Source organism: Pedobacter sp. NO84, assembly GCF_059703915.1.
Map to the genome: position 1 here is coordinate 1019496 of NZ_AP046575.1, position 19386 is coordinate 1038881.

Annotated in this window: 18 protein-coding genes and 1 other RNA gene; 14 read left to right on the top strand and 5 right to left on the bottom strand. The window is 38.7% G+C overall.

All coding sequences use genetic code 11. The annotated features are described in order from the left end of the window. The first annotated feature begins 20 nt into the window (after nucleotides 1–20). The 3 genes from AC6H0V_RS04535 (at nucleotide 21) to AC6H0V_RS04545 (ending at nucleotide 3101) form a co-directional block, all read left to right on the top strand. Nucleotides 21–710 carry a response regulator transcription factor gene (locus AC6H0V_RS04535; protein WP_497562527.1) on the top strand — a complete coding sequence of 230 codons (690 nt, stop codon included), beginning with the start codon at nucleotides 21–23 and terminating at the stop codon, nucleotides 708–710. 214 nt (nucleotides 711–924) lie between these two features. Beyond that, nucleotides 925–1647, top strand: coding sequence for an RluA family pseudouridine synthase (locus AC6H0V_RS04540; RefSeq protein ID WP_497562528.1), 723 nt, complete (start codon nucleotides 925–927; stop codon nucleotides 1645–1647). 44 nt (nucleotides 1648–1691) lie between these two features. Next, nucleotides 1692–3101 carry a chloride channel protein gene (locus AC6H0V_RS04545; RefSeq protein WP_497562529.1) on the top strand — a complete coding sequence of 470 codons (1410 nt, stop codon included), beginning with the start codon at nucleotides 1692–1694 and terminating at the stop codon, nucleotides 3099–3101. Between the two features lie 20 nt (nucleotides 3102–3121). On the opposite strand, the gene AC6H0V_RS04550 is transcribed toward AC6H0V_RS04545, so the two are convergent. The 5 genes from AC6H0V_RS04550 to AC6H0V_RS04570 all read right to left on the bottom strand — a co-directional run bounded on the left by AC6H0V_RS04550 (nucleotide 3122) and on the right by AC6H0V_RS04570 (nucleotide 7129). Beyond that, nucleotides 3122–4516 (bottom strand): sigma-54-dependent transcriptional regulator, encoded by a 1395-nt coding sequence (locus AC6H0V_RS04550; protein WP_497562530.1) that lies wholly within the window; start codon nucleotides 4514–4516, stop codon nucleotides 3122–3124. A gap of 130 nt (nucleotides 4517–4646) precedes the next feature. Beyond that, an RNA gene (rnpB, locus tag AC6H0V_RS04555) (RNase P RNA component class A) lies at nucleotides 4647–5072 on the bottom strand. A 133-nt stretch (nucleotides 5073–5205) separates the two neighbouring features. Next, complete coding sequence (locus AC6H0V_RS04560) at nucleotides 5206–5961, bottom strand: oxygenase MpaB family protein (RefSeq protein WP_497562531.1); 756 nt, start codon at nucleotides 5959–5961, stop codon at nucleotides 5206–5208. 14 nt (nucleotides 5962–5975) lie between these two features. Continuing rightward, nucleotides 5976–6476, bottom strand: coding sequence for a hypothetical protein (locus AC6H0V_RS04565; protein WP_497562532.1), 501 nt, complete (start codon nucleotides 6474–6476; stop codon nucleotides 5976–5978). Between the two features lie 284 nt (nucleotides 6477–6760). After that, a complete protein-coding gene (locus AC6H0V_RS04570) occupies nucleotides 6761–7129 on the bottom strand; it encodes a VOC family protein (RefSeq protein ID WP_497562533.1) in 369 nt (122 codons plus the stop codon). Nucleotides 7130–7396: 267 nt separating this feature from the next. On the opposite strand from AC6H0V_RS04570, the gene AC6H0V_RS04575 reads away from it, so the two are divergent. The 11 genes from AC6H0V_RS04575 to AC6H0V_RS04625 all read left to right on the top strand — a co-directional run bounded on the left by AC6H0V_RS04575 (nucleotide 7397) and on the right by AC6H0V_RS04625 (nucleotide 19293). After that, nucleotides 7397–8119: a ferritin-like domain-containing protein gene (locus AC6H0V_RS04575; protein ID WP_497562534.1), complete on the top strand. Its 723-nt coding sequence runs from the start codon at nucleotides 7397–7399 to the stop codon at nucleotides 8117–8119. 4 nt (nucleotides 8120–8123) lie between these two features. Continuing rightward, on the top strand, nucleotides 8124–8942 hold the full coding sequence (locus AC6H0V_RS04580) for a ferritin-like domain-containing protein (RefSeq protein ID WP_497562535.1): 819 nt from the start codon (nucleotides 8124–8126) through the stop codon (nucleotides 8940–8942). Nucleotides 8943–9172: 230 nt separating this feature from the next. Then, nucleotides 9173–10039, top strand: coding sequence for an inositol oxygenase family protein (locus AC6H0V_RS04585; protein ID WP_497562536.1), 867 nt, complete (start codon nucleotides 9173–9175; stop codon nucleotides 10037–10039). A 113-nt stretch (nucleotides 10040–10152) separates the two neighbouring features. After that, a complete protein-coding gene (locus AC6H0V_RS04590; RefSeq protein ID WP_497562537.1) occupies nucleotides 10153–11778 on the top strand; it encodes a sodium:solute symporter family transporter in 1626 nt (541 codons plus the stop codon). 37 nt (nucleotides 11779–11815) lie between these two features. Further along, nucleotides 11816–12937: a D-TA family PLP-dependent enzyme gene (locus tag AC6H0V_RS04595; protein WP_497562538.1), complete on the top strand. Its 1122-nt coding sequence runs from the start codon at nucleotides 11816–11818 to the stop codon at nucleotides 12935–12937. A gap of 295 nt (nucleotides 12938–13232) precedes the next feature. Then, nucleotides 13233–14048: an alpha/beta hydrolase gene (locus AC6H0V_RS04600; protein WP_497562539.1), complete on the top strand. Its 816-nt coding sequence runs from the start codon at nucleotides 13233–13235 to the stop codon at nucleotides 14046–14048. A gap of 482 nt (nucleotides 14049–14530) precedes the next feature. Beyond that, nucleotides 14531–15688 carry a zinc-dependent alcohol dehydrogenase gene (locus AC6H0V_RS04605; RefSeq protein ID WP_497562540.1) on the top strand — a complete coding sequence of 386 codons (1158 nt, stop codon included), beginning with the start codon at nucleotides 14531–14533 and terminating at the stop codon, nucleotides 15686–15688. 41 nt (nucleotides 15689–15729) lie between these two features. Next, nucleotides 15730–16200 (top strand): ankyrin repeat domain-containing protein, encoded by a 471-nt coding sequence (locus tag AC6H0V_RS04610; protein WP_497562541.1) that lies wholly within the window; start codon nucleotides 15730–15732, stop codon nucleotides 16198–16200. Nucleotides 16201–16355: 155 nt separating this feature from the next. Beyond that, a complete protein-coding gene (locus AC6H0V_RS04615) occupies nucleotides 16356–17054 on the top strand; it encodes a hypothetical protein (RefSeq protein WP_497562542.1) in 699 nt (232 codons plus the stop codon). Nucleotides 17055–17184: 130 nt separating this feature from the next. Continuing rightward, nucleotides 17185–17481: a hypothetical protein gene (locus tag AC6H0V_RS04620; RefSeq protein WP_497562543.1), complete on the top strand. Its 297-nt coding sequence runs from the start codon at nucleotides 17185–17187 to the stop codon at nucleotides 17479–17481. Between the two features lie 96 nt (nucleotides 17482–17577). Next, nucleotides 17578–19293 (top strand): FAD/NAD(P)-binding protein, encoded by a 1716-nt coding sequence (locus AC6H0V_RS04625; RefSeq protein WP_497562544.1) that lies wholly within the window; start codon nucleotides 17578–17580, stop codon nucleotides 19291–19293. The last annotated feature ends 93 nt before the right edge of the window (nucleotides 19294–19386 follow it).

Genomic DNA, 19386 nt, shown 5'->3' on the forward strand with positions numbered 1-19386 from the left:
CGTATAAATAAAAACAAGCGATGAGTACAGCTAAACAAAAAATACTAATTGTTGATGACGAACCGGATATTTTAGAGCTGATAGAGTACAACCTCAAAAAAGAAGGTTATCATGTATTTTTAGCAAGTAACGGACAAGATGGAATTGCCGTGGCAAAGCGGGTTCATCCAGATCTAATTATTTTGGATATCATGATGCCCAAGATGGATGGTATTGAGGCCTGTAGACTAATGCGTGCAATTCCTGAATTTAAAAATACATTTATGGTATTTTTAACTGCACGGAGTGAAGAGTATTCTGAAATTGCGGGTTTTAATGTAGGCGCTGATGATTATATTGCTAAACCCATCAAACCTAGGGCACTTGTAAGTAGGATTAATGCTATTCTTAGGAGAAATTCAAGCAGTGATGAAATTTCTGATAACAAAGTTGAAATTGGTGATCTGATCATTGATCGTGAAGCATATCTCGTTTTTCAGAATGGAAATAAGGTAGTGTTGGCCAAAAAAGAATTTGAACTTTTATACCTGCTCGCTTCTAAACCTGGGAAGGTGTACACCCGAGAATCCATTCTTAAAAACATTTGGGAAGATTCGGTAGTGGTAACCAATCGTACCATCGATGTACATATTCGTAAGCTACGCGAAAAACTGGGCGAAAATTATGTGGCTACCGTAAAAGGGGTGGGGTATAAGTTCGAACTAAGTTAGAAAAGAGTCCGAAAGTCGGAGAGTCCGGGGTCCGAAGAGTTAAGACATTAAAGATTAACGGAGTAAATTAGGTACAGTTATACGGACTTAATCCTTCCTAAAATCTGTGGCTTTCTAATTTATGCCCCTTTCCTAGTCATATTCCCTGCCTGTCCGGCAGGCAGGCATCTTACCTCTTCCATCTTAACATCATTTATTTTCGTACTTTTGCGGGGTGAAATACCCAAACTTTAAAGACCTCATCCTATTTGAAAGCAATGATTATATTGTTGTAAACAAGCCACCATTCGTAGCTTCATTGGATGAACGCGGCGCAGCTGGCGAAGTAAATATCCTTCGATTAGCGAAACAATATAGCGAAGATGCACAAGTTTGCCACCGACTAGATAAAGAGACCTCAGGAGCTATTGTGATAGCCAAAAACCCAGAAGCTTACCGTCATCTTGCCATGCAATTTGAGCGGAGGAAGGTAAAAAAAATCTACCATGCTGTGGTTGATGGCCAATATCAATTTGATAACCTTTTTGTTGATCTCCCAATTTTAAATGATGGCAATAAGAATGTAACGATAGATAGGCAGGAGGGGAAGCGTGCAGAAACCTATTTTAATTCTTTAAAATATTATAAGCACTATACACTGGTAGAGTGTAAGCCAGTTACCGGTCGTATGCACCAAATCAGGATCCACCTTGCTACGCAACGGGCCGCCATATGTGGCGATCATATGTATAAAGGTAAGCCTGTATTTCTATCAGCACTTAAAAAAGGATACCGTATAGCCAAAGATGCTGAAGAACAGCCAATCATGAAAAGATTTGCGCTACATGCCAAAGCCATTGTTTTTAAAGGGCTTGATGAACAGGATATCAGCATCGAGGCACCTTATCCTAAAGATTTTACTACCTTATTAAAGCTACTCGATAAGTTCGATTCTTAACTGTGAGCACACCTTACTAATCAATAGCAAACATTCCTTCTATCATGTCGATTAAATTAAATAAGGTTAGGCAATTTCTAAAATCAAGATTTGATTCGCTTCCAGACAATAAGTTTAAGTCAAATATTTTAAATGCACTTCCTTATTGGATTGGTGCCTTTATCGCAGGAATAGTTGCTGTGGTGTATGCCAAGTTATTTTCTTGGGCAGAGGAGGGCACACATTTGCTCTACCTTCATGCACGTTACCTCTTTTTTATAGTTACCCCCTTGGGATTTTGCTTAGCCGCTTGGATTGTAATAAAATTCGCTCCCTTTGCACGGGGAAGCGGAATTCCACAGGTAAGCGCAGCCATTGAATTATCTAACCCTAAGCATAATTACAAGGTAAACTCCCTTTTAAGTTTAAGGGTAATTTATGTTAAAGTAATTTCTAGCCTGATCATGGTTTTTAGTGGAGGTATAATCGGGCGGGAGGGACCAACCATTCAGCTCTCTGCTGCAATTTTCAAAAAGATAAATGATAGCTTACCAGCTTGGTATCCAAAGATTTCGAAAAGAAACATGATCGTTACCGGAGCCGCTGCAGGATTAGCAGCCGCTTTTAATACTCCATTGGGCGGGATAGTTTTTGCGATTGAAGAGCTCACGAAAACCCATTTCAGTTTTTTCAAATCCGCTTTATTAACCGGTGTGATTATAGCTGGGCTTACGGCATTAAATTTCTTGGGCCCTTATCTTTATTTGGGATATCCCCAGCTAGGCAAAACCTCTATTGGAATTATTTTAATCGTTATCCCATTGGCGGTAGTTGTAGGGGCTATTGGAAGTTGGATGTGTAAAGCCATCCTTTTTATATTTAAGCTTAAGAATGCCTTTCCAAAAAATTACCATAAATATGTTTACATCATTGTTTGTGGACTAATCATTGCCAGTTCGGCAATTTTTATTGATGTGAGAACATTTGGATCTGGTAAAGAAATTATGGTAGCAACCTTGTTTAGCAACGATAAACATGTGGAGTGGTATATTCCTTTGCTTAAAATATTCGGCTCTATACTTTCATTTACAACAGGTGGTGCTGGAGGGGTTTTTGCGCCATCCCTAACTGCTGGAGCTAGTATAGGAGCACTAATTGCAGGTTGGCTACATTTAACAGCCACCTCAACAAATTTGATTATTTTATGTGGTATGACCGCCTTTTTAACGAGTGTTACCAGAAGTCCCTTCACCTCGTCTATTTTAGTATTGGAAATGACCGATACACATGATGTGATTTTTTACATTATGCTAACGGCCTTATTCGCCAATTTAATAGCTAATCTTATCAGTAGGCATTCTTTTTATGACCAGCTAAAAAACCAATACCTTCACGAAGTTCATCATAAAGAAAGCCAAATGGTAACTCTTAAGTCTGAAGTCGATAGTCCTGAGTTGGAACAGACTAAAGACTAGGGACTGAGGACTTCGGACTACTACTCGGCTCTCTTAAGTCCAAACTTCTCAATCTTGCTGTATAAATGACTTCGTTGAATTTCGATATCGTCGGCGGTTTTTGATACGTTCCAGTTGTTCTTTTCAAGTTTAAATTTGATGAATTCTTTTTCGGCGTGATCTTTATAATCCTGAAAATTAGAAAACTTGTCGTAATTTAAAGCTGGACCACTTTGTGTACTCGACTGCCCGTTTCCTGCCCCTATATTGGTGCCACCTGTTGGATTTGCGAAAGCAATAACATCATTTTCTGTGATAGCTTTATCACTCAAAATGATCAATCTTTCTATCATATTATGTAGCTCACGTACATTTCCTGTCCATGGTAATGCTTTAAGGGCTTCCATTGCTCCATCACTTATTTTTTTAACGGGCATCCCATAATCTCCACAGATTTCTTCTAAAAACTGTTGTGCTATTACAGGAATATCATCAGTTCTTTCGGTAAGATGGGGCACGTGGATGTTGATTACGTTTAACCTGTGGTATAAATCCATTCTGAAATTACCAGCTTCTATTTCTTTTAGGAGATCTTTATTGGTTGCTGCGAGCACTCTTACGTTTACTTCTTGTTCCTTTTCTCCACCCACACGTGTAATTTTATGTTCTTGCAGGGCACGAAGTACCTTTGCTTGTGCAGAAAGGCTCATGTCGCCAATCTCATCAAGAAATAGAGTGCCCCCATTGGCGAGCTCGAATTTACCGATCCGTTGCTTTACAGCAGAGGTGAACGATCCTTTTTCGTGACCAAATAATTCGCTTTCAATAAGCTCTGAAGGGATGGCAGCACAATTTACTTCAATTAGAGCGCTTTCTGCCCGGTTAGATTTTTCGTGGATCCACCTGGCAACTAATTCCTTACCACTTCCGTTCGCACCGGTAATTAAAACACGGGCTTCGGTTGGCGCTACTCTCTCAATGGTTTCTTTAATTTTTGTAATACTATCCGATTCTCCTAAAATGTGACGCGTTTTGCTTACTCTTCTCTTTAAAACCTTGGTTTCTGTAACCAAGTTGCCACGATCTAGGGCATTACGAACCGTAATTAAAAGACGATTTAGATCAGGTGGTTTGGAAACAAAATCAAATGCTCCTTTTTTACTGGCCTCAATGGCGGTTTCTACGGTTCCGTGACCGGAGATCATGATAAAGGGAAGGTCTGGTTTAATGATCTGTGCATTTTCTAGCACTTCCATCCCGTCCATTTTGTTCATTTTGATATCACACAATACCAGATCGTAAGTATTTTTTTTAATGAGTTCTAACCCATCGATACCATTGTCAATGTCGTCGACATCATAACTTTCGTATTCTAAAATTTCGCGTAACGTGCTTCTTATTGCGCGTTCATCATCAATTATCAGCAGTTTTGCCATGTTGGATAAGTATAGGCCACTAATATAGTGTATAGTTTTTAATACAACGGAAAAAGAGAACAAAAGTTTGACGAATTGGGTTGGGCTTTCTGAACGCTTTGCGCTTAACGCTTAACGCTTAACGTTTTAAAAAAAATGCAAGCCGATAAGCCGGGTTCTGTATACCAATTGCTCGGTATTTCTATCATTAATCTACTATAAACGTTGCCGCTTATCTCTAACGACCTACCCACTAACATCTGGCGAGCAACCATTTATCCGCCAACCGGCGGATGTTAGCCTATTTGGTCTTTCAACTCCCGGGGTTTACCAAAACACTAATCACTTAGCGAGTTCGTGAGCTCTTACCTCACGTTTTCACCCTTTCCCTTTAGTAACACAATTTTACTATAGAATAGAAAATATGTGTATTACGAGGTGGTTTATTTTCTGTGGCACTTTCCGTCGTTCAGGTCTTCAATCCCAAATGCCTTCCCGTTAGGAAGCGAGATGCTCTATGTTGCCCGGACTTTCCTCTCCGTAGCATGTGCAGCGGAGCGATAGAATGGCTTGCATTTTTTACAAAGATACTAAGATTTACTAGGAAAACTAGGATTAATAGGATTACAGGATTGCAGGATCGAAAAGGACTAGGATACAGGATTATAGGGTTAAATAGGATGTTAGGGTTGATAGGGCATAATTTAATTTCATTTATCTAAGCTCAGTATCTGTGCTTTATATGTTTCGGGTAGCAAAAGATTTCTAAATACTTTACGTAGATTAAATACACCACTTAGCTTATATAACTTTAAAACTGGAGAAATGAGTTTGCCTTTGCCCAGCTTCAACAGTTTATTAACCTCATAGGGCACTAATAGCGTTTGTATTTTTATTACCAAGATATATCTTACATAACCTAGCTGTTTGCGGTATTGAATAAAAAGATCTTCCGAGAAATTACTGTAGGCCAAATCCTGTTGTAGCTGTACTTGATGCATTATTTGCCATGCGGCGAAATTTGAGGGGAGACCATTTATCCCCATTCTTTGTCCAACACGATAAAAAGTGTCAAAAATTTCTTCTTTTTCTTCGAAAGAAAGTTTTCTTTCCAACAACTCAAAAGATCGGATGGAGTAACCAATAAGCATAAATAATACATCTCTATACGCCCAATCAGGAATTTTTGCCTCCCTAGCCACCTCAACATGCCTATGCACTGCAGTAATCTGGTCAATTGCCGAATGGGCTTCATCCTCAGTAGAAAATACAATTTTCTGTGCGTAGGCCACCGTAGAAAATAATCTTCCCAATGGATCTTTAGGGAGTTTGCCCGTAAAGTACAGCCAATCTACAGCCTTATTTAAACTGAATTCGGCGGCTGCTCCAGCAAATATGAATAGGATCACATCTGCGTTTCCCCAAATTTTTCGAACTATCGAACTTTTCTCTACAAAATCTCTCATCTTTTTCTTTAGTATTAACTCTGTATCTGTATTTTTTGTTGCTTCTCTTCTAGTTTTTTGATGTTTAAGCGGCATAAAACCAATGGGATGATCCCGATTACGCCAAATGAGCAATCGATTAAACGCCAGAAAAAGGGAATTTCACGACTGCTTCCTGCTATTAGGGCAAGAGGGATAACCAGGATACAACAAATAATGCCAAATTCAATTACCCACTTATTTTTGATTGGATCTTTAAGTGGACCAATAAAAAGAATCGCCAACATTACATGTGCAAAAGCAAGCCAATCTGTACCATAACTTAAAAAAGAATATGTTAAATTGGTATCTTTTATGGCATTGAAAACGGTTAATAACCAAGTTTGCATCGGGGCCGGCCAACTATCCGATTTTACCAAAAAAGAAAGCTCTGTTTCCATGGGGAAGGCTGTGATCCCGCTCACCGCCAATCCTATGATAATTATCCAAACATATATTTTCGTGCGTAATCTTATATCTTCGGCAAATGTTTCCATTTTTATAAAGTACTTTGTAATTCAAAGTAACTACATTAATTCGAACATTCCAAATGTTTCATGAGAATTTTTAGTTTTTTGCCCGAGGGTGATGATCTGGTCCATGGTTGATAGTCCATAGACGATGGTCTGGGTGCAGAGGGGACTATTGCCAGAGCGCGGTTATACTGGCCCATGTTATGGTTCATAGACTACGTCTGGATGCATCTAGCTTATCGCTAGAGATATTTATTATTAGATTTTCTATGCATCCAATCTATGGACTATCGACTATGGACTAAAACCTATTTCCCAGTAAATTCCCCAAAATGCCATAAGATCCCTGATGGATCGTGTAAGTAGCACTCTTTTCCCCACGAAAAAGTTTTTGGGGCTTTTAGGCTGGCGAATTGATAGGAAGCCGGAAGGTTTAAGGCTAGTAGTTCTTTATAATAGCGATCTACATCATCCACTTCCATAAAGAGCATCGTATTGTCTATCCAGTCTTTAACATAGGCGTCTTGTAAATAAAACCCTAAACCTCCTGTTTTAAAGAGCGACATGTTATGAAATAAAACTACTTCTTCGAAACCTAAATCACGATAAAAGTTACGAGAGGTTTCAAAATTCTTAGCTCCGATAAATGGTCTTATTGATATGCCTTTGTGTTCCATTTGTATGATTAATAAAAGTTTCGAAATAAAGGTAATAAATATGTGGTGCAATAAAATGTTTAATGATTCTATAGGTTGAAGGCTAAGCGATTCGCAATTCTTTCCTGAATGTTAATTATATAAACAGCTTATCCAACCTGCAGTGGCACTCTATTCTTTAGTGTTGTGTGATTTATTTTGCCACCTCAAACTGTTTAATTATTAAGCTGTTAAACTAAAGAGCAATCAATTTTGAATCTTTTAGATTGCAAACATAAAATAAATACAATGAAAGAATTAGACATTAAAAAAGCAGTGGACTTGCCCGACATGGAAAGCGAGTTACTTTCGGCGAGATTAGCTCGTCGCTCTTTTCTTAAGTATGCCGGAGCTGGAGCAGCAGGTGTTGCGCTTGTTGGTATCGGTTGTACCGTTAGAAAGGTAAGTTCAACTGGAGTAGACCTTGGAAAAGGTGATTTCGGTATTCTTAACTATGCGTATGCATTAGAACAGCTCGAAGCTGCTTTTTATACCAAGGTTGTGGAAAATTTTTATTCGGGCGTTACTCCTATAGAAAAAGAATTTTTAACGGATATCAGTAATGATGAAGTTGCACATAGAGAATGGTTTAAAAAAGTATTATTCTTAAATAAGATACAGGATCTATCCTTAGAATTTGACTTCACTTCAATAAATTTCTCCAATAGAAACAGTGTACTTAAAGCAGCTAAAACCTTTGAAGATACTGGAGTTTCTGCCTATAACGGTGCTGGAAATCTGTTGAAATTTGCTCCCTTTTTGGCTCAGGCAGGAAAAATTGTTTCTGTTGAGGCTAGGCATGCTGCGGTAATCCGCGACCTGATCAGTTATGGGGATTTTGCTGGCGCTGATGTGGTAAGCAACATCGGTGGATTGGACGTGTCGAGAAGTCCACAAGAAGTGTTGGCCATGACCGCCAAGTTCTTCAAAACCCGGATAAACGGAGATAATTTACCCACTTTAGAATCTTAAAGCAATGAACTTAATTAATATTATAGACGAAATTGAAAAAGTGGATGAATCGATCGCCGATCGGATGAGTCCTAGAAGAAAAGCAATGAAAGATTTTTTTGCTTTCGGTTCAAAGATTGCAGTTTCTGCATTGCCTTTGGCCTTAGGAAGTATGTTTACTAAGGCATACGGACAAAGTAAAATTCCCGACGACGTAATTGAGGTGCTTAATTTTGCCCTTTCTTTAGAGCATTTGGAATATAATTTTTATAGTACGGCCCTGTCAAAACCCAATTTGCTCATAGCCAAGGATAACATTAAGGCCATACAAGCGCATGAACGCGAACATGTTAAATTCTTAACGGATACCATCAGCGCATCAGGCGGGACACCGGTTTCGGCTGCAAAGTATGACTTTACGGCCAAAGGAACATTTCCCGATGTTTTTAAAAGCTATAAAACGTTCCTTACAGTGGCCCAAGGTTTTGAAGATACAGGCGTAAGAGCATATAAAGGACAAGCGGGGAATATCAAAAAATCGGATGCAATCCTTAAAGCTGCCCTACAAATCCATTCTGTAGAAGCACGACATGCGGCACATATCCGTTTTGCGAGAAGACTCAATGGTTTCGACTCTATAGTAAAACCATGGATTGTTGAAGACGACAATACCAAAGGGACACCATTAGAAGCGATATATAAAGGTGAGGATCAAAAAACTCAGGTTATTTTTAACCTCAACAACATCAATGGTTTTGATGTTGGGAACGCAGTAACCTCTAGCTTTGATGAGCCATTGGATAGGGCAGACGTAGAAAAGATAGTTGCGCCTTTTATGGCTTAACAAGCAAAAAATGAATGGATTTAAAGTTCGGTGATTAATTATCATCGGACTTTTTTAGTTTAAAATACCCCGACTTCACACTTCAGACTATCGACTAGAGACTACACATATGTACAAACAAACTTTTTAATTCTCATACATAATTACTATTTTGGTATATGATTTCATTACAGATCAACCAATTGTAAAGAATTAATCGCATTGCTTTAAGCTTTGCAAAACCTGTTTTTATGGAAAATGAATTAAATCCTCTGAAAGGACTGGATCAATGGGAAGACGATTTATTAGTGCGTTATCCGGCCCCAGCGCATAGTGCCGAAAGTAAAGAGGCGAAGGAATATCGCCAATATGATGATCCCGCCAGGGATACGGTAAAAGAATTCTATCGATTAAACCATACTTTTCAGACCTATGATTTTGTGCAAACAAAGCGGAATGATTACTTAAGGTTCAATCGCAAGGAAATGACGGTTTGGGATGCGTTTGAATTTTTAAACCAATTGGTTGATGATTCGGATCCAGATACTGATCTGAGCCAATTTCAGCATCTGCTGCAAACCGCTGAAGCGATAAGGCATGACGGTCACCCAGATTGGATGGTACTAACCGGATTGATGCACGATATGGGGAAAGTACTTTGTCTATTTGATGAACCTCAATGGGCTGTGGTAGGGGATACGTTTCCGGTAGGCTGTGCCTATTCTAATAAAATAGTTTATCCAGAGTTTTTTAATGCAAATCCTGATTTTAATAATCCTAACTACAATACCCGTTTTGGTGTATATGCAGAAGGCTGCGGACTGCGCAATGTAACCATGTCTTGGGGCCATGATGAGTACGTTTACCATATGCTAAAAGATTACCTGCCAGAACCCGCACTTTACATGTTGCGCTATCATTCTTTTTACTCGTGGCATAGGGAAGGGGAGTACGGTTACCTTTTGGATGATCACGATAGGGAGATGCTTAAATGGGTTAACCTTTTCAATCCTTATGATCTATATTCTAAAAATCCAGTGGCCCCAGACTGGGATAAGCTCAAAGATTACTACCAAGAACTCGTAAAAAAATATTTGCCAACTAATATTAAGTTTTAATTTATATAATTCGATTTAACTATTTGAAAATTAATCTTATAATTATACTAAATTCACAATTTGTGAATGATATTTAACCTTTAAATTACTGCTTTCAAACCAAATATTGATTGATGAATTCATTACAAACTGCTGATTACATTGTATTCGTTATCTACTTCTTTATTATTGTGGGATATGGATATTACATTTATCAGAAGAAGAAAAAAACAGATACCTCCCGTGATTTTTTCTTGGCAGAGGGCTCGCTAACTTGGTGGGCTATTGGGGCTTCGTTAATTGCATCAAACATTTCAGCAGAGCATTTTATAGGGATGTCTGGTTCTGGTTTTGCTATCGGCCTTGCCATAGCTAGCTACGAATGGATGGCCGCCGGAACGCTTATTTTGGTAGCTTGGTTTATCATCCCCCTATATCTTAAAAATAAGATTTATACGATGCCCCAATTTTTGGCGCAACGTTATAGTCCGGCTGTGAGCACAGTTATGGCTATCATCTGGCTGTTTGTGTATGTGTTTATCAATCTTACTTCCATTATTTATTTAGGTGCACTTGCTATTTCGTCTATATCGGGTATAAATTTTGATTGGGCGGTTGTTGGATTAGCTCTTTTTGCTATTGTAGTTACCCTGGGCGGGATGAAGGTAATCGGTTATACAGATGTAATCCAAGTACTTATATTGATTATTGGAGGATTAGTGACCACCTATCTGGCACTTTCTTTATTGGCCCAAGAGTTTGGTTTTGGTAATGATATTTTAAGAGGACTTTCGGTCTTAAAAACTGAGGCTTCGGATCATTTACATATGATATTGGATCGTTCTAGTCCACATTACAAGGAACTGCCTGGAATTTCAGTGCTAATAGGTGGGATGCTGATCAATAATCTTGCATATTGGGGCTGTAACCAATATATTGTTCAACGTGCTTTAGGAGCCGACCTTAAAACTGCCCGGAGTGGGATTCTATTTGCAGCTTTTTTGAAATTGCTAATTCCTATTATTGCCGTTTTACCTGGTATGGTAATGTATGTATTGCATAAAAAAGGATTGTTCCAATCAGAAATGATGGGATCTTTAGGTACCGTAAAACCAGATCACGCGTATCCTACACTAATGAATTTATTGCCAGCCGGATTAAAAGGAGTGGCCTTTGCTGCGTTAACTGCGGCAATTGTGGCTTCGCTCGCGGGAAAGGCCAATAGCATTTCAACCATTTTTTCGTTAGATATTTACCATAAATACTTTAACAAAAAGGCTTCGGAGCAGAAAATTGTAAAGGTGGGAAGATGGGCAGTAATTGTATCGATGTTTTTGGGCGCAATCGTAGCTCGTAAATTAGGTTTTCTAGATCAGGCCTATCAATTTATCCAAGAGTATGTAGGGTTTATCACCCCTGGTGTGGTAGTAATATTTATGTTAGGTTTGTTCTGGAAACGCACTTCTAGTGCTGCGGCTCTTTCTGCGGCTATTGCCACTTTTATCATTTCTATCCTATTAAAACTGCTCCCAACTTATACAAATGGATGGTTTCCCGATCTACCATTTTTTAACCGCATGGAGATCACATTTGTAATTGTTTTATTATTAACTATCGGAATTAGCCTGGCCAAACCGCAAGAAGATACATCAACTATTATTGTGCCCGATAAAGAAGATTTTAAGGTTAGCACTTCATTTTTGATCCTTTCTGTAATTATTGTTGGTATTTTAGCTGCGATATATACGGTTTATTGGTAAATCAGTTTCCAGTTAACCAATTAAATTCTATTCCACTTTGACAAACTCCTCATCCCCCTGGTACAAAATTAATGCTATAGAGCAGTTGGACACCCCAGTATTAGTGGTTTATGTAGATCGTGTTAAAGAAAATATTCAGTTACTGCTAAAAAGCGTTGATGATGTAGACCGGTTAAGACCCCATGTAAAAACGCACAAGACCAGGGAGGTTACGCAATTAATGCTCGATGCAGGGATTACCAAATTTAAGTGTGCTACTATTGCAGAGGCCGAAATGCTCGGGATGTGCGGATGCGAAGATGTATTGTTGGCCTATCAACCCGTTGGACCTAAACTGGAACGTTTTATCCAACTTATCCAAAAATATCCTGCCACTTCATTTTCATGTCTCATCGATAATTTAGAATCCGCTTTTCAAATCAATTTATCGGCAAAAAGCCATCAACTAGAGATAGCTGTGTTTCTGGATATAAATGTAGGGATGAATAGAACAGGTATCCAACCCTCAATAAAGGCGGAAAACTTAGCGATGGAGGTTCATAAGTTTCCAAATGTTAAACTTAAGGGCTTGCATGCCTATGATGGACAAACACAAGATTTTGCCATAGCAGAACGAACAGCGATTTGTTGGTCCATTTATGAAGATACCAACCGTTTAAAGCAGACCCTAAAGGAAAAGGGAATTAATGGATTACGATTGGTAATGGGCGGTTCTCCCTCATTTCCCATATATGCAAAGCTGAAAGATGTAGAATGTAGCCCCGGTACTTTTGTGTTTTGGGACCAGAGTTATCTAGAAAAATTACCCGAGCAAAACTTTATTCCTGCTGCTTTGGTAGTGGGAAGAGTGGTTTCTATGCCTACAAAAGATAGAATCTGCTTAGATATTGGTCATAAATCTATTGCGTCTGAAAATGGTTTGGCTGATAGAATTAAATTTTTAAATGCCCCCGAGGTAAAGGTAATAGGGCACAGTGAAGAACATATGATGCTGGCCGTTAGAGAAGATCACAATTATAACATAGGGGATGTGTTTTATGGCCTACCGTTTCATATTTGTCCAACATGTGCCTTATTTGAAAGTGCTACTGTGATAGAAAACGGTAATGTTACCGAATCTTGGGATATTTTTGCGAGGTCAAGAAAATTGACGATCTAGTAATCACCTCTGGGGCTATGAACTCCGGTAGATAAGTTCATAGTTCATAGATTCATGGTTCATGGTTCATAGATTGGTGCATAGGCATTACAAGCGAGGTAGTAGTTATTCCTACAGTCAATAGCCCTCTCTAGCGGTAGCCTTTTTGAATCTTGGCTACGCCCCATGCTCTACGCTCCAAGCTCCCTGCTCCATGCCCCATGCCCCCTGCTCCAGCCCCACTTCTTATTCTCGCAAGGAATACTTTTCCAGAAAACATTTTTTATCATGACTTGTAGTAATTAAAAACTACATTATGAAAGGCACCATTGTATTGATACACGGAATGTTCCAAAACCCAAAAAGTTGGAAAAACTGGATCGAATTTTTTGAAGCTAAAGGATATGAGGTTTTGGCTCCAGCATGGCCATTGCACGAAGGTGAGCCTGCTGAGCTTAGGAGCAATCCTCCCGAAGGGCTGGGCGACTTGGATTTGGATGCGATTATTACATCAGTAGAAACATTAATCTATAGTTTACCCGAAAAACCCATTGTAATAGGTCATTCTGTTGGTGGATTAATTACTCAGATTTTGATAAACAGAGGAATTGCAAAGATTGGCGTTGCCATAAGTTCAGTTGCTCCAAATGCAATGATCGATTTTGATTGGTCATTCTTTAAAAATGCGGTAACAATTGCGAATCCGCTAAAAGGAAATGCCTACGTTCCTATGGATCTAGAAATATTCCATGGCGCTTTTGCTAATACATTAAGCGAGGCTGAAGCTGCAATCGCTTTTGAAAGCACGGCTACCCATGATAGTAGGAACGTATTTAGGGATTGTATGGGTGCTACTGCACATTTTGATGTAACACAGCCTCATGCACCTCTCTTATTTATCGCGGGGGCGGAAGATAAGATCTGTCCTGCTGACTTAAATGATAAGAACTTTAAAGCATATACGGATGAAAATAGCGTAACCTCTATTAGGGAATTCCCCAATCGAAGTCATTTTATCTGCAATGAACCTGATTGGGAAGAAGTGGTAGATGCGATAGAGAACTGGTTGGCTACACAAAGTAATATCGATATTGATGAGGCAAACCCTTATTATACTCAAGTGGTTAGATAGAAGGAGATGTAAGATGTAAGATGTAAGAGGGAAGATAAAATATAACTTCATAAACTTATGATCAGCTACAGATTAGAAAGATTTAATCCTCTTAAAATCTTTGGCTTTTTAAATTTACCTTAGTTCCCACCTTCCAACCCCCTACATTAATATAGGTTCAGATCAAAAAGATTTAATCCTCTTAAAATCTGTGGCTTTCTAAATTTACCCTACTTCCAACCTCAACCTTCAACCCAACCCCCTTACAACTATTACGATTATCATTTATCTGCATCTATACAATATTTAAGTGCAATTTTCGTCTCTATAACAAGGGTTAAGTAAATAAGCGGGGGCAAACGGATGTGTTGCTTCCGCTTTTTTTATGGCGTGCATTCGATCATTCGATTATTCTTTCCTTTTGTCATTCCACCATTTCTAAATATCTAAAACCTTAATTATAGTATGCTGTTCTGTTAGGGTATTTACCTAAAATATTACCTATGAAAGCAGCAGTATTCCACAAACCAGGCGACATCAGCGTTGATAATGTTCCAGATCCAAAGATTTTAGATGCAAGAGATGTTATTTTAAAAGTAACTTCTACAGCAATATGCGGTTCAGATCTGCATATCTTGAGTGGGGCAGTACCCCAAAAAGACCCTATGATTATGGGCCACGAATTTATGGGAATCGTAGAAGAAGTAGGTTCGGCCATCACCAACCTCAAAAAGGGCGATCGGGTTGTTGTTCCATTTCCAATTTCTTGTGGTAAATGTTTTTTTTGTAATCATGAAGCAAGTCCGGCTTGCGAAAACTCAAATTTTAAAACCTATGGTCCTGCTGGTAACATGTTGGATCAGAAAGGGGCTGCCTTATTTGGGTATACCGATTTATATGGGGGTTATTCTGGTGGACAAGCACAATACGTTCGCGTTCCCTATGCGGATATTAGTCCGAGGATTGTTCCCGAAAACCTAACGGATGAACAAGCGCTCTTTCTAACTGATATTTTTCCTACGGGATGGTCGGCAATAGATTGGGCTCAATTAAAAGGTGGCGAAGTAGTAGCCATTTTTGGTTCCGGGCCGGTAGGGCTAATGGCTCAAAAAGCGGCATGGATTAATGGTGCCAGCAGGGTTATCGCCATCGATCCATTAGAGTATCGTTTAGAAAAAGCAAGAGCTGTAAATAAAGTTGAGACCTTAAATCCGCACAAAGTGGACGTGGTTGAAGCCATAAGAGAGATGACAGGTGGCCGTGGAGCTGATGTTTGCGTTGATGCGGTTGGTTTTGAGCCCGAAAGAACATTTATGGATAAAGTTAAGGCTACGGTTAATTTCGAAAAGGGCTCAATGAAAGTGCTAGACATGTGCTTTGAGGCCGTTAGGAGGATGGGAACAGTATCAATTATGGGGGTTTATGGTTCTCCTTATGATAATTTCCCGTTATTTAGGATATTTGATAAGGGTATAACCATTAAACAAGGACAGGCTCCAGTTTTAAATTATATAGACAAGCTGATAGAATTGGTTAGGGAAGAAAAAGTGGTGCTTGATGATATCATTACCCATACATTACCTTTGGAAGAAGCCACCCACGCCTATAAAATTTTTGACGAGAAAAAAGAAGATTGCGTAAAAGTAGTACTTAAACCTTAATTAGCTAATCATCACACTAGCTAATTGCTAATTATCTCACCATGCAAATAGAACAAGAACTGATTTTTCATGCTGCCAGAACAGGAGATGTACAAGTGTTACAAGAACTGATCAAAGGCGAAGCCAATTTGAATATTTACGACGATAAAGGTCATACCCCTTTAATCTTAGCGTGTTATAACAATAGATATGATGCGGCTAAACTACTGGTTCAAAATAATGCCGACGTAAATGCTCGAGATAATGGGGGCAATACAGCGCTAATGGGCGTAGCCTTTAAAGGATACCTCGATATTGCCGAACTGTTAATCGAAAATGGGGCCGACTTAAATCTACAACATAGTAACGGGGCAACTGCTTTAATGTTTGCCGCCATGTATGGGAGAAACGATCTCGTTAAACTTTTATTAGTTCAAGGTGCCGATAGTACGATTTGTGATGGAAAAGGTCTTAGAGCGGCTGATTTCGCTGCACAGCAAGGAAATGAAGAGGCGCTTGAAATGCTAAATTAAAACCCTCAATATTCGCGCCTGCTTTCGTATTCCATACGTCCTTTATTCCTCCCATCATCAACTTCAGTTTTGCTACAGAATTAGATTTTAATTTTAGCTATTAGTATATTCGTGTACCGTAAGTTATTCGTAGCCAAATATTAAAACTACAAATCATGAAAAAATTTATACCCTCATTTATTGTTGTAGCATTATTATTATCTAGCTGTGCAAAAGACGCAGATACAGCTACTACTGAATTAAGTTATAGTTTTAGCGCAATTAACATGAACGCTTCCTTAAATGTAAACGCATCATTAAGTGGCGTTCCAGTTGCTGTAGCTACCAATAGCAGTATCAATTGGACGAGTGTTAGTTTAAATGTAGCAAAGGTAGAATTTAGCGCTAAACGTGCCGGCAGTTCTATCAGCTTAGAATCTAAAAATTTATACAGTGTAAATGCACTTAAACCCGATTCGCTTGCAGGAACTATTCCATTAACTGCAGGTGTTTATGAGGATATCCATTTTAAGCTAACTATGAACGATTCATCCACTCAGGCTCCCTTAATTTTAAATGGTACCTATATAGAACAATCGGGCACTAAGATCCCTGTAGTGGTACAATTAAATGCCGCACAGCTTCTCAACTTTGATATGTCTCGTTATGAGATTGTTAAAGGAAAATACATAGCTAAAGTCTCCTTAGAACTTAACGCTCTTGCTAAAGGTTTAACACCAAATGATTTCGGACAAACCACCAGGACTGGTACTAATAACACCATTGTGGTTACGAGTACCCAAAACAGAGCGCTCTATGAAAAATTGGTAGCCAGAATTCCCAGTGTTGCCTCAATTAGTATAGTGAAGCCTTAACTCAACTTAATATAAATGTAAAAGGGATTGTTAAACAATCCCTTTTTTTTGGTCGGTAAGATAGTGCAATGGTAATTTTCAAAACTTAACGATGATAAAATTGTTGATGTCTGTAAAAAAAAGAATTAACATGAAAACTCAAGATCAAAATACCCCCAAATTAACTTCAGAACAAAAGGGCCAAACCCCCTTGGACGAAAGTAAACCAGTAGGATATGGAAGTTCCATTCAATCGGATGGACATGGAAATAGATCTCGGCCTAAAAATCCCGAAGATGCCAATCCAACAACTCAACAAGATCATCTGCAAGAAATAAAAGATGGGGATACTGAAGATTCGACAGATGGATCTACTCCTAAAACAGAAGGCACAGGCAGTAATAATCCAGTATCAATTGGTGGTTCTTTAATTATTAATAAAGATTAGCATCTTATAAGAAAATATTATTACATCGCTTTGGACGCAATGACCTAATCTTAATCATCCTATAATCCTGGAAATCTTAGTAAGTAACGCTCTACAATGATATCAACACATCAACACGTCGCCATTTTAGGTGGTGGTCCTAGCGGATTGTTCATGTATAAAAGATTGATAGAATCTGAAAATCAAAAATTCGAGATCTCTATCTTTGAAAGAAAGCATCAATTAGGTGCTGGCATGCCTTACAGTAAAGATGGCGCAAATAAGGAACACATCACAAATGTTTCTGATAATGAAATCCCCAAAATTGTAACTTCGATAGAAGAATGGGTTGAAGTTGCTCCAAAAGAACTACTGGATGCCTACAGCATCACCCCCTCTAATTTTAATGAGTATAAAGTTTTACCGCGATTGTTTTTTGGACACTACTTAGCTGCGCAGTTTGAGCTTCTACAGGAAATGGCTATCAAAAAAGGGATTACCACACATTTACATCTTGGTAGTAATGTGATTGATATTATCGATCAACCAGACTTCAATAACGTTATTGTAGAGACTGAAGGTAAGGGGAGATTAAAATTCGATCGTGTAATTGTCTGTACGGGACACAATTGGCCCATTAAACATGAAGGTAAGGTTGAAGGATATTTCGATTCTCCCTATCCACCTACTAAAATAGCATTGAAACTCAATCACCCTGTGGCCATTAAAGGTTCTTCTTTAACCGCGATAGATGCCATAAGAACTTTGGCGAGGAAAAATGGATGTTATTTACAGGATGATGAAGGCAAGTTGACCTATAAATTAAATGCCGAAAGTGATGGATTTAAGATGGTTATGCATTCTAGAAGCGGATTATTGCCAGCGGTAAGATTCCATTTGGAAGATTCTCATCTCACAAATGACAATCTCCTAACCCATGAAGAACTTGCAAAGCATAAGGAATCGAATAACGGCTTTCTCTCATTGGATTATTTATTCGAAAAGAACTTTAAAGAAATGTTTTGGGATAAAAACTCGGATTTTTACCAGCGGATTAAACCATTAAACATTGAGCAATTTGTTGCATTGATGATGGATTTAAGAGAGCGGATTGCTCCTTTTCAATTATTGAAAGCCGAATCTATAGAGGCAGAGCAGTCTATTAAAAGAAGAGAATCCGTATACTGGAAAGAAATGTTGGCTGTGCTGAGCTTCGCGATGAATTACCCTGCCAAGTATTTATCAGCAGAAGATATGCTGCGGATGCAAAAAGTATTAATGCCCCTAATCTCCATTGTAATCGCTTTTGTGCCCCAAAGTTCTTGTAACGAATTACTGGCCCTGCACGATGCGGGAGTAATAGAAATTATTGCAGTAGGAGACGATAGTAGTGTAGAACCCCAAGAAGATGGCGGAATAATTTATCATTTTACAGACGAAGACAATAAGAGTAACGCCGTACGTTATAAAACATTTGTTGATTGTGTTGGTCAACCCCATTTATCTTATTCGGATTTTCCTTTTAAAAGCTTACTTAAAGATCAGGTTATCAGCAAGGCTTATTTGAAATTTAAGGAAAGGGAACAGGGAGCGGCCGAAAAGGAAAAGGGCAATAAAGCAGTGGTACAAACCGATAACGGCGATTATTTTCTTCAAGTACCCGGTATTAGCATCAATGATAATTTTCAGGTATTGGATCAATATGGAGCGCTCAATGCGAGGATTTACATGATGGCGGTGCCCTATATTGGGGGCTTCAATCCCGACTATTCTGGACTGGACTTCTGCGAGGCATCCTCAGCCCAAATTATAGATAGTTTGCTTAATAGTTAATTGGTCCGGATACGTAGTTAAAGACAAGATCTTCCATTAAAAGCAAAAGCCACAAGCATCCACCTGTGGCTTTAACTTAAACCTAATATGTAA